10 protein-coding genes are annotated in these 12,813 nt (G+C 46.7%); 1 reads left to right on the top strand and 9 read right to left on the bottom strand.

The window, feature by feature from the left end; translation table 11 throughout:
* Positions 1-184: 184 nt before the first annotated feature.
* The 3 genes from NSQ68_RS11030 to NSQ68_RS11020 are packed head-to-tail and all read right to left on the bottom strand — an operon-like array spanning position 185 to position 4,956.
* Positions 185-2,638 (bottom strand): glycogen/starch/alpha-glucan phosphorylase, encoded by a 2,454-nt coding sequence (locus NSQ68_RS11030; RefSeq protein ID WP_342428822.1) that lies wholly within the window; start codon positions 2,636-2,638, stop codon positions 185-187.
* A 45-nt stretch (positions 2,639-2,683) separates the two neighbouring features.
* Positions 2,684-3,787 (bottom strand): glucose-1-phosphate adenylyltransferase subunit GlgD, encoded by a 1,104-nt coding sequence (glgD, locus tag NSQ68_RS11025; RefSeq protein ID WP_341161647.1) that lies wholly within the window; start codon positions 3,785-3,787, stop codon positions 2,684-2,686.
* A gap of 23 nt (positions 3,788-3,810) precedes the next feature.
* On the bottom strand, positions 3,811-4,956 hold the full coding sequence (locus tag NSQ68_RS11020; protein ID WP_342428821.1) for a glucose-1-phosphate adenylyltransferase: 1,146 nt from the start codon (positions 4,954-4,956) through the stop codon (positions 3,811-3,813).
* Between the two features lie 256 nt (positions 4,957-5,212).
* On the opposite strand from NSQ68_RS11020, the gene NSQ68_RS11015 reads away from it, so the two are divergent.
* Positions 5,213-5,350, top strand: a complete 138-nt coding sequence (locus NSQ68_RS11015) for a hypothetical protein (protein WP_250244867.1) — start codon at positions 5,213-5,215, stop codon at positions 5,348-5,350.
* A gap of 113 nt (positions 5,351-5,463) precedes the next feature.
* Here NSQ68_RS11015 and NSQ68_RS11010 read toward each other — a convergent pair whose 3' ends face one another.
* From NSQ68_RS11010 to NSQ68_RS10985, 6 genes are all read right to left on the bottom strand, one after another.
* Positions 5,464-6,276 (bottom strand): DUF3891 family protein, encoded by an 813-nt coding sequence (locus tag NSQ68_RS11010; RefSeq protein WP_342428820.1) that lies wholly within the window; start codon positions 6,274-6,276, stop codon positions 5,464-5,466.
* 132 nt (positions 6,277-6,408) lie between these two features.
* On the bottom strand, positions 6,409-7,206 hold the full coding sequence (locus tag NSQ68_RS11005) for a response regulator (protein ID WP_342428819.1): 798 nt from the start codon (positions 7,204-7,206) through the stop codon (positions 6,409-6,411).
* On the bottom strand, positions 7,178-9,142 hold the full coding sequence (locus NSQ68_RS11000) for a sensor histidine kinase (protein WP_342428818.1): 1,965 nt from the start codon (positions 9,140-9,142) through the stop codon (positions 7,178-7,180). The genes NSQ68_RS11005 and NSQ68_RS11000 overlap by 29 nt, the downstream gene beginning before the upstream one ends.
* A 46-nt stretch (positions 9,143-9,188) precedes the next feature.
* Positions 9,189-10,835, bottom strand: coding sequence for an extracellular solute-binding protein (locus NSQ68_RS10995; RefSeq protein WP_342429103.1), 1,647 nt, complete (start codon positions 10,833-10,835; stop codon positions 9,189-9,191).
* Positions 10,836-10,861: 26 nt separating this feature from the next.
* On the bottom strand, positions 10,862-11,749 hold the full coding sequence (locus NSQ68_RS10990; RefSeq protein ID WP_250272020.1) for a carbohydrate ABC transporter permease: 888 nt from the start codon (positions 11,747-11,749) through the stop codon (positions 10,862-10,864).
* Between the two features lie 14 nt (positions 11,750-11,763).
* Positions 11,764-12,747, bottom strand: a complete 984-nt coding sequence (locus tag NSQ68_RS10985; RefSeq protein WP_342428817.1) for an ABC transporter permease subunit — start codon at positions 12,745-12,747, stop codon at positions 11,764-11,766.
* Between the last annotated feature and the right edge of the window lie 66 nt (positions 12,748-12,813).

Raw genomic sequence — 12,813 nt, 5'->3', positions numbered from 1 at the left:
TTTCTTCTTCGATTTATGAGGTTTGAGCCTTTTCGGATTGAGCTTTATCAATAGGAGGACTCCTTCAACAGTACAATTCAAGTTCAGGAATGAGTATATACAGCTCCCATCCTTACTTATGTCTATACTGTCATTATAACCCTCAGCGTTCGAAAAGCAATGCTATTCCGCCCGTTTCGCCGTTTTAGGACAGAATTCGCTTGTTGACATCGTTCCGGAGAGGTACTATGTCCCAAATCTCAGCCGCGTATTGCTGAATCGTACAATCACTAGAAAATTTACCAGAGTGTGCCATATTGACAATAGCACGCCGAGTCCACTCCGAGGGATTCCGATACACTTGTTCAATATGAACCTGCGTATCCACATAGGCTGCGAAGTCCTTGAGCACAAAGTATTCATCATTATGATCAATCAGGGATTGATAAATGGCCTCAAATTCCCGTTCATGCCGCGTAAAAGGAGCATCGTTCACCAGTTGATCCAGCACTTCACGCAGTCTTTCGTCACTGTTGGCTGTTTTGCGCGCCGAATACTGGCCGTCCCGGTAATATGCCTCGATCTGATCCACCTTCAATCCAAAAATGAACATGTTGGCATCGCCTACCATTTCATGCATTTCAACATTGGCTCCGTCCAATGTACCTATTGTGAGCGCACCGTTCATCATAAATTTCATATTGCCTGTGCCTGAAGCTTCCTTGCCTGCCGTGGAAATCTGTTCACTGACATCCGCCGCAGGAATAATCAGCTCCGCCAGCGAGACCGAATAATTTTCAAGGAAAACGACTTTCAGCTTGTCCTTGACATCTACATCTCGATTGATCGTGTCCGCCACGTTATTAATGAGCTTGATCGTCTGTTTGGCGAGAAAATAACCGGGGGCGGCTTTGGCTCCAAAAATAAACGTGCGCGGCGTCACATCCATGCCAGGATTACTTTTAAGCTGGCTGTATAGATGCATCACATGCAAAATGTTGAGCAGCTGTCGCTTATAACCATGCAACCGTTTGACCTGTACATCAAAAATGGAGGACGTATCCAGTCGCACGCCCTGTTTTGCAAAAACATACTCAGCGAGCCTGACTTTATTATTTCGCTTAATCGCCTGTATCCGTTCTTTGAACGACTCGTCCCCACTGTAACGAAGCAGGTCGATGAGCTCCCTTGGACGGGTCCTCCAGCGTGTGCCGAGGGTCTCATCGTACAAGCTTGCCAGCTCCGGGTTGGCGTGCATCAGCCAGCGGCGGTGGGCAATCCCGTTTGTTTTATTGTTAAAACGGTCAGGGTACAGCTCGTGAAACGACTTCATCTCTCGTTCCTTTAATATTTGCGTATGCAGCGCAGCCACCCCATTAACGCTGTAGCTGCCGACGATTGCCAAATGGGCCATACGGATTTGTTCGCCGTGAATAATCGCCATTTCACCAATTTTGATGTCCTGGCCTGGATAACGCTCCAGTAGCATAGCGCAATAACGTTTGTTAATTTCTTCAATAATTAAGGAAATACGAGGAAGCAGCTCCCGTACCATATTAACAGGCCATTGTTCCAACGCCTCACTTAATATCGTATGATTCGTATATGAAACGGTTCGCGTCGTAATATCCCATGCTTCGTCCCAGCCCAAGCCCTTTACGTCCATCAGAATACGCATCAGTTCCGGAATAACTAGGGTCGGATGTGTATCGTTAATGTGCAGTGCTATTTTATTGGGCAACTGGCTATAAGGTAAACGAAGCTTCTCAAACGTACGCAAAATACTTTGTAATCCGGCCGAGCACAGGAAATACTGCTGCTTCAAGCGAAGCAGCTTTCCCTCATAATTGGAGTCGTCCGGATATAGAAATGCCGAGATAGATTCCACCGATCGATTGTAGTCGAGAAAGCGGTAATAACCGCCCTCGCCTCGAATCGGTCCTCGAACGGGATCAAGCGCTGATTCCGCACTCCAAATCCGCAGCGTATTCACCTGCGTATGACCATAGCCTACCAGCGGAATATCGTAAGGGACAGCCCAGACCGTTTCAGCATCCTTGGTCTCGAATACAAGACGTCCCTCCTGTTCACGGGTTTCCACTCTTCCCCAAAAATGAACCTCGACCTTTTTATCAGGCCGACGTTCCTCCCAGACATTCCCTTTCTGTAGCCAGTAATCCGGCAGTTCAACCTGATTGCCATCCACAATACGCTGTTCAAACAGACCATATTTATATCGAATGCCGCAGCCATGTCCTGCATAGCCAAGGGATGCCAGCGAGTCCATGAAGCAAGCCGCCAGACGGCCAAGACCACCATTACCTAGCCCCGCGTCCGCCTCCTGTTCTTCAATTTCCTCCAGATCCCAGCCCAGTTCACCCAATGCCTGCCGAACCATATCCAGTACGCCCAAATTCAGCAGATTACTGCCCAGTAGACGACCTATCAAAAATTCCAGTGAAAAATAATAAATCTGCTTCTCTTGTCCTTCTTTGTAGGCTTGGTTCGTTTCTGCCCAATTTTTGCCGACTTGTTCACGAATCATGCCACCCAAAACCTTATATACGTCTTCCGACTGAGCCTCCTGCATCGGTTTGCCCAGCCTTCCGACCAGTTGCTCTCGAAAAGCCTGCTTAAAAGCTTCTTTATTGCTGAACAAAGTTGTACCTCCTGTTATTTCCGTTTTAATGGCTAAGTATATCCTTTAAATTACGCTATTCTTGGCAATGACATAGGGAACTCTAATGTCTCCAATCAGAGTTCGATCTGGTGAAAGCTGTACATCTTTATCTAACACCACATTCTCCACAACTGCCCCTTTACGGATGACACATTTTTGCATAATAATCGAGTTGCTTACCCGCGCGCCCTCCTCCACCTGCACTCCACGGAAAAGAATACTGTTCTCGACCTTGCCCCCAATGGTGCAGCCATTAGCAACAAGCGAATGATCCACCTCGGCGCTGTGCGTATAACGAGTCGGGGCTTCATACTTGATTTTGGTATGCACCGGTTGATTCTGAAACAGTGCTTGATACTGCTGCTGATCCAGCAGCTTCATGCTATTTTTATAGTAGCTCTCGATAGAATTAATGACTGCATGATAACCTTCATAACGATACGCATAAATGCGCAGCCCACTTGGGTTTTTCTGGATGGCATCGCGAAAGAAATGATTATCCTGATGGGCAATGCAATGCTTCACCTGATCCAGATACAAGCCTTTGTCCATCACGAACATTTCCAGATAAATATTATGATGATCCTGCTCCTGATGAATACCAGTCACCCGTCCGTTCTCATCAATCTCCAGTCGTGCACAAGGAGCATGCTCAGATTCGAGCTGGTCTATGGGTTTATATACGAGGGTAACATCTGCATTTTTCTCCCGATGATAACGGTATACATCCTCGATATCCACCTTATTGACATGCTGAGTCCCTGCGTGAACAATGGTTTGCCCCGATGAGCGATGAAAAAAATCCAGATTGTTGTGCACATGCTGCAAATCTCCACGTGATGCATCCGTCGGATCATTCCAGTCCGGTGGTAAAATAAACAACCCGCCCCGTCTGCGGTCTAAATCCCAAGGCCGACCTTCACCCAAATGATCCAGCAGCGAACGGTATTTGCGGCGGATAAACAGTGCGATATCATGCACCCCTGCATGCATCATGTTGGATAAGGTAAAATCAATGAGCCGATATCGACTGGCAAAGGGGACTGCGGCCCCGCACCGGAAATAGGTCAACTCCTTCAACTGATCCAGTTCGTGATCCAGGTTGATAACTCCAATGAGTCGACTCATAGCAGACACCGTCCTTATCCGGGTTAAATTCGTGCATGAAGCTGGCTTTCCTGATCGAACAAAATAATCTCATCAGAACTATCTTCAGGTCCGATAAACGCGTTGTCTTCAATAACGATGTTCTCATTCACGATAGCCCGGTGGATACGTACATTGCGCCCAATTTTTACGTTTGGCATGATGACAGAATCTGTAATAACGCTCCCTTCACCTACTTCGACCCCATAAAATAGTACAGAATGCCTTACTTCGCCATCCACCACGCAGCCTTCATTTACAATACTGTTTTTGAGAATCGCCCGTTGGGTTATATACTGGGCCGGTTGATTGGGACTGCGAGTATAGATGCGCCAGAAAGGATCGTTCAGATTCAAAGGCGGGTCCTGAACCAAAAGATCCATGTTGGACTCCCACAAGCTCTGAATGGTACCCACATCCTTCCAATACCCAGCAAACGGGTACGCATACAGCGACCGGCCATGCTGAAGCAGCAACGGAATGATATCCTTGCCAAAATCATGTGAGGATTCAGAATCACTTGCGCTTTCCAGTAAATAGCGACGCAACACCTCCCATTTGAACAAATAAATACCCATGGAGGCCAATGTACTTTTCGGCTGTTCAGGCTTTTCCTCAAAGTCATATATTTTCAGATCATCGTCGGCGTTCAGGATCCCAAATCGTTGGGCTTCCTGAATCGTGACATTGATGACAGAAATGGTGCAGTCTGCTTCCTTCTCCTTGTGATAGTGGAGCATTCGACTGTAGTCCATTTTATAAATGTGATCCCCTGACAGAATGAGTACATGCTCTGGGTCATACTGATCCAAGAAATGCAGGTTTCGATAAATTGCATCTGCCGTGCCCCTGTACCAGTTGTTTCCATCTTCTTTCTCGTGCGGAGGTAAAACGAACACTCCTCCGTCCAAGCGATCCAAATCCCAGTCACTGCCTACGCCGATATAGGAATGAAGCACCAACGGCTCATATTGGGTCAATACGCCTACAGTGTCTATACCAGAATGAGTGCAATTGCTGAGAGGGAAATCAATAATGCGGTAAGTCCCTCCAAAAAACACTGCCGGTTTGGCTAGTGTACGGGTAAGTCCTTTGAGTCTTTTGCCTTGTCCGCCGGCGAGCAGCATGGCAACCACTTCCTTCTTTCTCATAACAAAGACCTCCCTGTCATGTGCGTCTGAAGCAATTGTGGCGGGATATTTGATAATATCCATTAAACATGAAAAGACAGTCGTAATCGTTTCATTGGCGAAGGAACGGGTAAGATGTGATGGAGAAGGGTAAAATCATAGTTATGCGGAACGAGTGCAAGGAATCACTAAATCGTAAAATCCCGTTCATCTTTTCACATTTTGGATGCTTTTAAGCATTTGTGTATGACAACATGATCATAAGGAGGCGTTATTCATGAAGAATAAAAAATGGGTGATAGCAGCATTGGGAATGGGTGTTACGTATCTGATGAAAAATAAAGGGGCACGCGATAAGGTATTGAATAAGGTACAGACCATTGTCAATCGTGCGAAAACATCTGCAAAATCGTAGAATGTTAAAGCTAGAAAAAACGAGCCTCTCTGAATCATGGTTCAGGGAGGCTTTGCTCTGCTTTTCTCTGCGTCTACGAACAAATTATTGTTCGAGTCTGTATCCGTAGACGGTCAGGCATTCTCCTTATGTTCTTCTACTTCCATGATATGTTCAACGGTAAAGGTTCGATGCGTCCATTTGGAAGAACGGTAAGCCTCTAGGAGACCCAAGGTACGAATTTTCTCCTTGTCCACCATCTTAAAGGTATGAGTAATCCCTACCTTGCCCCTGAAAGGAAAAAAGGATAGACCTACAGTCTGATCCGACAGCCACTCGGCCCAAACTCGCCCGCTTTCATGTCGAACAGCCGGGAAGCTCAAACCTTCAGCAAACCATTCATAATCTGCTGTAGGCGTACCCGGCTCTCGACTGCACAAAAACAGACTCAATTCGTCGCAAAACAACATTCTCCGTACATCCGTCCGCACTTGATGGTCGAAGGTTACGCCACATGCCAGCTCCTGTTTGAGCCTCTGACGACGCTGTGCCTCCGCTTCCTGATAAGCGTGCGTAATTTGCTTGTCCTGAGCGTTTTGATGCTCGGTCCGCCCGACTAGCTCCTTGTACATCAAGCTACACAGCAACGCAGCATACGTATTACTTTGTTCGACTTCATCAATCCCAAGACGATAGAAAACAAAACGCGGATTGAGCGGAAAATCAATAAACGTATAAGGTGCAGACACATGATCATTCCAGAAAGGAGCAGCGTCTAACTGTATCCAACCCCGATCATGCTCCCTTGCTGCATATACAAAATCCTGCTTATGACGTCTATTCTTGAAGGCATTCTCTTCCCATTGTGAAGCCAACTCACCTGAAATATGAGCATGGTCATGCTGTGTCGTCATGATATAAGCTTGGTCCGTTTCATAAATAACCATATGCTCTCCCCTTCCATTCGGCGATTCGTGTGATTGTGTACAAACTCTCTGATTGAAGGCCATGGTTATGCTTACGTTTATTATATCAGGATAAGGTTAAAAAGGCAGTGAAGGTTTTCCGCCTCTTTATATCTAATTACCCCTTTGATTCTGCACTCGAAACTGCTGCGGGGTCATCCCCTCCAGCTCCCGAAACACTTTGTTAAAGTGCTTTGCATTGTCAAAGCCTACGTTAGCTGCAATTTCATAAATCTTGCCCCCTTGACACTCCAGCAGCTTTTTGGCTTCTGCTATGCGCAGCCTTTTTACATATTGAACAAAGCTAAGGCCTGTATAGGCTTTGAACGCCTGACTAAAATACGTATAATTCAAGGATACTGAGTTGGATACCACTGCCATATTCAAATCCTCGCTGTAATGAGCATGAATGTATTGGATAGCACGTGTCATACTACCGCTTCTATCGACCATGGCAGAAGTATCCATTCCTCCAACCAGTCTATCTCTCTCCACGTTGACAACACTATCGTATGTGAGGTGGTTCCTCTGCTTCAATTCCTCATTCAAAACTGCAAGCGCACCGAACAGTTCCTCCCTTACAATCGGCTTGAGCAAATACTCCCGTGCCCCACAGCGAATCGCTTCGCGCGCATACTGGAATTCGTCATATCCACTGAGAATGATCACCAAAGGCCTGCGTTCCGGCTCCAGCTCACGAATATGCTGCATCAGCATAATGCCATCCATAATAGGCATACGGATATCCGTTATCACCAACTCGGGCAAAAACTGCTTCACATGCTGCCAGGCTTCCCTTCCGTCCTTGACCAGTACACATTCATAGAGACCGGAAAATTCCCGTTCGATCATGGCTTGAAGTCCCATTCGAATATTTTTCTCGTCATCCGCAATCAACAGTTTGGTCGTCATGGTCCGCCCCTCTCATCATGTAACGTCTAGGTAAAATCAGGGTCACTGTCGTCGATTGTCCGGGGATGCTGTCCAGTCTTATGCCATACTCTGCGCCATACTGCATACTCAAACGGCGATGCACATTATACAAACCAATCCCCCCAGTCGTCCCGGGCTCGTGGGAATCCATATCCGTTCGCGCTAGACCAGCCATGATAGCGTTTCTTCTTTCTTCAGAGATCCCCACTCCGTTATCCTGTATACGCAATTCTATAATATCCTGCTTAGGGCAAGCTTCAATCGTGATGCTGAATGGGCTTTGCAATGTACTCCAACCGTGCTTGATAGAATTTTCAACTACAGGCTGCAGCGACATTTTTAGCATCTCCAGTTCCATAAACGCCGAAGATAGATGAATTTCCAATCCAATTTGGTTATCATGGCGAATGTTCATGATGGCCGCATAATGCTGAATATGGCGGATTTCATCCCGCAATGCAACACACGACCCCGACCATTGGAGATTATAACGCAGCATCGAGCCAAGGGAGGTAAGAGCATCCGACAGCGGATACTGTCGTTCTATCTCCGCCATCATTTTTAAATTTTCCAATGTATTATAGAGAAAATGGGAATCAATCTGATGCTTAAGCGCTAGCAGTTCAGCCTCCTGAGCAGTGGCCTGCTTGTGTACTGCCTCGGCAATGAGCCCGTTAATTCGACTCAGCAAACTGCGAAAATATAAAGCCAGCTCAGCCACTTCTCCCCGCCCATATACTGGAATCCTAAGTTGAAAGTCACCCTCCTGCTCTACTTTTTTCATGGATTCACGCAGTGTATGTAGCTGCTTGAGTATGAAGGCATGCAAGGTATAGGAAATGACGGACATAAACAAAATCAGCATACTAATAATGAGCAGCATGGCATTGCGTTTCTGACGGAGATCACCCAAAGGACCGTCCAGCGCCACCACATTTAGCAGATAGGCGTTCAACCCTTCTATATAACGGTACATACCGAGATAAGGCTTATTCTCATAGGAAAAATCAAAAGCACCACCCGGCCCCTGAACCTGGGACTGTAACAGATGGTGCACATGGGACAGAGGGATCGAAATTGAATCTGATTGAGAGGAATCTGTAGCTATTCCGGTAGAAGACATTAGTTTGTCAGCGTTCCTTGAGCTGTAATCGTCGCCGTCCAGAATGAACATTTGCCATGCGCGATCATGTTGCGGGATTCCAAATACCCTAGGTGAAAATAGCTCCAGCCTCATATTTGTTTCTACCAACCCCGCGTGTCTTCCTCCAGTAGACTGAATTTCACGCAGCAGTGCCATATACTGCACTGTCTCACTTTCCTGCCGGGATTGTCCCCCAAGTAAGCTTTTCGGCCCTTTGTACATTTCCCACCATATTTTCCCTTGTCGGAGTTGAGCTGTTTTCAGCCAGGAAGCCTTAGGCAATCGTGATTCATTGAATATCATTGGCCATATTTCATGTGCCTGGGGATTACTCGTGTACAGTCGAATGTTCTCTACATTGGGATTACTGTACAGCAAGTGCTGTAAATTTGGAAACACATTCAAGTTGAATTGGACCAGCTCATCGCTACTTATTTCACGTTCATCGGTCAGATAACGAAGTACGTTGCGATCTGAGATCGCAAGCTGTGCGGTTCGCTCCATAATTTCCATATTGCTGTGAATATGGGCCAGCTCTGTATCCAACACATACTGATTTTGTACGGTAATGTCTTTCATCGTATTCTCGTACAGTTGGTGAAAGGTATATAGTGAGAACAATACCACCGGGATTAAAATGACGCCGATATACGCGACAATGAGCTTGACTTGAAGGGAGCAACCGCCAAGCCGATCGGCCGTTCCCGTCAGCCACTGCCATATCGTGCCACGCAGCAGGCTCTTTATCAGTGAACGTGCACGGCCTGGCATGAAATCACATCCTTAGGGGTTCAATAGATTAAGTTATTGAATTGAATCATTTGGTGAACTGTTCAATTTTCTTAAGATTTTCCTCATAGGCTTTTTGCTGATAGACCATAACTTTGTCATATCCTGCTTTTCTGCGGTCTTCCAAAAAGCGAGCAAACAGCTGGTCGAATTCCTCATCTGAGGAAGCCAGCAGCAGTTTCGGCAATGCCTTGCCCCAAATTTTATCTATCTGACCTGATGCAATGCCCTCTGTCGAAGTCCCAGTCGGTTTGATGTTGTCATATTGGGAGAAGCCTTGCGTCTTGCCTTTCGTCCAATCCTCTGGCTGCTTATACGGCTCGACGCTGGGCGGTGCCCACTGCAAATTCATATTCGTATCCATCAGCATCCAGAAGGTGAAGGAGGCGCCATATTTTTTATCAAAAGCAGAACGATCCTTGTTCAGCAGCTCCTGCACCTCCGGCTTGAAGGCTGGCTTACTGTTAACCGTATCCCACAGCTTGCCCTGCTCTCCCAGATACAGGTCGCGATTTCCTTCCTCGCTAATCAGATAAGTCAGAAATTCAATAGCCCGCTCCTTGTCTTTGACATCCTTCGAAATAAGCGTCACCGTCCAGCCGGAAATACCCGGTCCAGCCAGCGTCGGCGGGTCCAGCTTGCTGTTCGAAGGTCCGTCCACCGCGATATAGACAGAGTTCGGGTCCTTCGCATATAACATCACCTGTTGTGTGGCAAAGTCGGAACGCTGATATAACATGGCAAAATATCGACCCTGTGCCACCTTTTCCTCCATTTGCGGACGTTTGTCGATAAATACGTCCTTGGCGATCAACCCCTGCTCATTGGCTTGACGGAATGTTTTGAGCCAGCGAATATACTCTTCGTCCGAACGACGATCGTATAGCTTGCCGTCCTTTTCATGAGGAATGGCTAGGAAATTAAGTAAATAGTCTTCAAAAGAATAATTTCCGTTATCCGTAAATTCGTGGAATCCTATCGGGATAAGAGGCTGACCGTTCACCTCCGGAAATTTCTCTTTCACTTTTTGAAGCGCTTTCAAAAATCCTTCCGGTGTTCTCATATCCGGCTTGCCGATCGCCTCATACATATCCTTCCGAACCATAAACGTCTGGTTGGAAACAAAATTTTGGCCGTATTTTTGATAATCCTGTGGCGAAGAAGAAGCGTTAGGATACCCGTATACATTCCCGTCCGTTTGGCGATACCAGGACATTTTCGCCGGATCAGCTATTTTAATCAGATACGGATCGTATTTCTCGGCCAGCTTGTTGAGCGGAAGCACCATCTTGCCCTCAATCATTTTTTTGACAGCGTCCTCCCCCCAACCCAGCGTCACAAAATCAGGCAGCTTGCCGGAGGCCAGCATGGTGTTGAGCTTTTCATTTTCATTCCCTGCAGGTACGATAAAATTGACGCTGACCCCGGTCTTTTGCGTAACATACTTTGAGGTCATATCCGTCCCCCACTTGTTTGGGAACCAGGAAAAGTTCAAATACCAGTCAAACGTAATCGGCTCCATATCCGCCTTCCATCCCGGTGCATCTGCCGTAGCCTTGGTCTTCTCGTCCTTCAATTCCGTGACAGTACCGCCTCCTCCAGACGTACATGCCGCGAGCAAACCCACCAGCAGAACAGAGGCCAACAGCCCCTTCTGCCATTTGCGAATGTTCATCATAAATCTCCCCCTTGGATGATGTGCTAACCCTTGATCGAGCCGATCATCAGACCCTTGACGAAATACTTTTGCAGAAAAGGATATACCAGTACAATGGGCAATGTCGTCACGACCATCGTCGCCAGCTTGATCGATTGCGAAGTGACGGACTGGGCAACGACCCCCGGTGCAGCAGCCATCATCTGATTAGAGCTAGATTGGGCAACAACCCGGTACAAATACGTCTGAATCGGCTGTAGATCCGTATTATTAATATAGATCATTCCGGTAAAATAATCGTTCCACTGGTATACCCCATGAAACAACGCAATCGTCGCTACTACCGGCATGGATACAGGAAGCACGATCCGGCAAAAGATACCAAAATCATTCGCACCATCTATTTTCGCCGCCTCTTCCAGTGCATCTGGCAGTTCTCGGAAAAAAGCCATAAAAATAATAAGATCAAAAAAGCTGAACATCGCAGGAATGATGTACACCCAAAAGCTGTCCAGCAGTCCGAGATCACGAATCAGCAAATACGTTGGAATCAATCCCCCACCGAAAAACAGGGTAATGGTGCCAATCAGCATATACAGCTTGCGCCCGATCAACTCTTTACGGGAATATGCATATGCAATCATAGCGGTAAAAAACACATGAACAATCGTGCCGATTAGCGTCTTGGCAATAGTCACTCCCATCGCAGTCATAATACCATTGTTAGCAAATACGGCCTGATAGCTGCCCAGACTGAAGACTCTCGGCCACCAGTAGATGCCGCCCCGCATAGCGTCTGCTCCTTCGTTAAAGGAATTCACCAGCACATACCATACGGGATACAACGTCACAAAACAAATGATCAGCATGAAGACATTGTTCATGAAATCGAATATCGCTTCGCCTGCTGTTCTACGTTGCAATAGCTGCATGCTTCCGTCCTCCTTCAAAATAGGGATGTATTATTCACCCGTTTGGTCACCGAATTGGCAATTAGCAGCAAAATGAGAGCAAGAACCGATTTCAACAAACCCACCGCGGTAGAATACGAGAAACGGCCCTGCTGAATACCCACCTGATATACATAAATATCAACTACATTACTTGCACTTTCATTCAGCGAGTTACGCAGGACGAGAATTTGGTCGAAGTTGGAGTTCAATATGCCGCTAACCGCCAAAATAAATAAAATAGATATTGTCCCCTTGATAGCGGGAAGTGTGACGTACCACATTTTCTGAAACCGTCCGGCTCCGTCAATGGTGGCCGCTTCGTACATGTCTGTAGATACGCCCGCCATTGCTGCCAAATAAATAATGGCTGACCATCCTAGCTCCTTCCAGATATCCGAGCTGACGACAATAGTCCAAAAGTAGCTCGGCTCTGCCAAATAACTGATCGGCTGGTCAATCCAACCCCAGGCTAGCAACAGTTGATTGATCATCCCGGTATCTGCCAGCCACGTCGTTAAGATCCCGCCAAGAATGACCCAAGATAAAAAGTGAGGAAGATACGAAATGGTCTGAATAGATTTTTTGAACCGAATAGATCGTATTTCATTCAGGAACAGAGCAAATGCAATGGGCAACGGGAAGCCAATCGCCAGCTTGAGCAAGCTAATGCCCAGTGTGTTTTTGACAATGTACCAAAAGTTATCATCCTCCAAAAAGGCCCGAAAATGCTCTAACCCCGCCCAAGGTGCGCTTGATATGGTTCCAATGATGTCAAAATGTTTGAACGCAATTAAAATACCGTACATCGGAATGTAATGAAAAATAATCATCCAAACCACCCCAAGCAGCGCCATGGTCTGCAAATGTCTTTGTTGAACCCATTTGCGCGCTAGTGATGATGCCCCTCTACCTGATCGAATCGGCGGCTGTGGCTGTGGCTGTGGCTGTGGCTGCGGATTTTTCCATCCTGTACTCATACAGAAGACCTCCCTTCTCTTTAATGTAAGCACTTACATTTATAATTTTAGAGGCTTCTGCTTCGA

Origin of the sequence: Paenibacillus sp. FSL L8-0158 (assembly GCF_038592965.1) — a bacterium.
Taxonomy (GTDB): Bacteria; Bacillota; Bacilli; order Paenibacillales; family Paenibacillaceae; genus Paenibacillus; species Paenibacillus polymyxa_D.
This window is presented reverse-complemented; position numbering and strand designations above follow the sequence as displayed.

Coding starts and splice junctions, on each gene's coding strand:
- glgD (WP_341161647.1), bottom strand. CDS start 3,787: ATGAGTCGACTCATTGGAGTTATCAACCTGGATCACGAACTGGATCAG.
- NSQ68_RS11020 (WP_342428821.1), bottom strand. CDS start 4,956: ATGAGAAAGAAGGAAGTGGTTGCCATGCTGCTCGCCGGCGGACAAGGC.
- NSQ68_RS11015 (WP_250244867.1), top strand. CDS start 5,213: ATGAAGAATAAAAAATGGGTGATAGCAGCATTGGGAATGGGTGTTACG.
- NSQ68_RS11010 (WP_342428820.1), bottom strand. CDS start 6,276: ATGGTTATTTATGAAACGGACCAAGCTTATATCATGACGACACAGCAT.
- NSQ68_RS11005 (WP_342428819.1), bottom strand. CDS start 7,206: ATGACGACCAAACTGTTGATTGCGGATGACGAGAAAAATATTCGAATG.
- NSQ68_RS11000 (WP_342428818.1), bottom strand. CDS start 9,142: ATGCCAGGCCGTGCACGTTCACTGATAAAGAGCCTGCTGCGTGGCACG.
- NSQ68_RS10995 (WP_342429103.1), bottom strand. CDS start 10,835: ATGAACATTCGCAAATGGCAGAAGGGGCTGTTGGCCTCTGTTCTGCTG.
- NSQ68_RS10990 (WP_250272020.1), bottom strand. CDS start 11,749: ATGCAGCTATTGCAACGTAGAACAGCAGGCGAAGCGATATTCGATTTC.
- NSQ68_RS10985 (WP_342428817.1), bottom strand. CDS start 12,747: ATGAGTACAGGATGGAAAAATCCGCAGCCACAGCCACAGCCACAGCCA.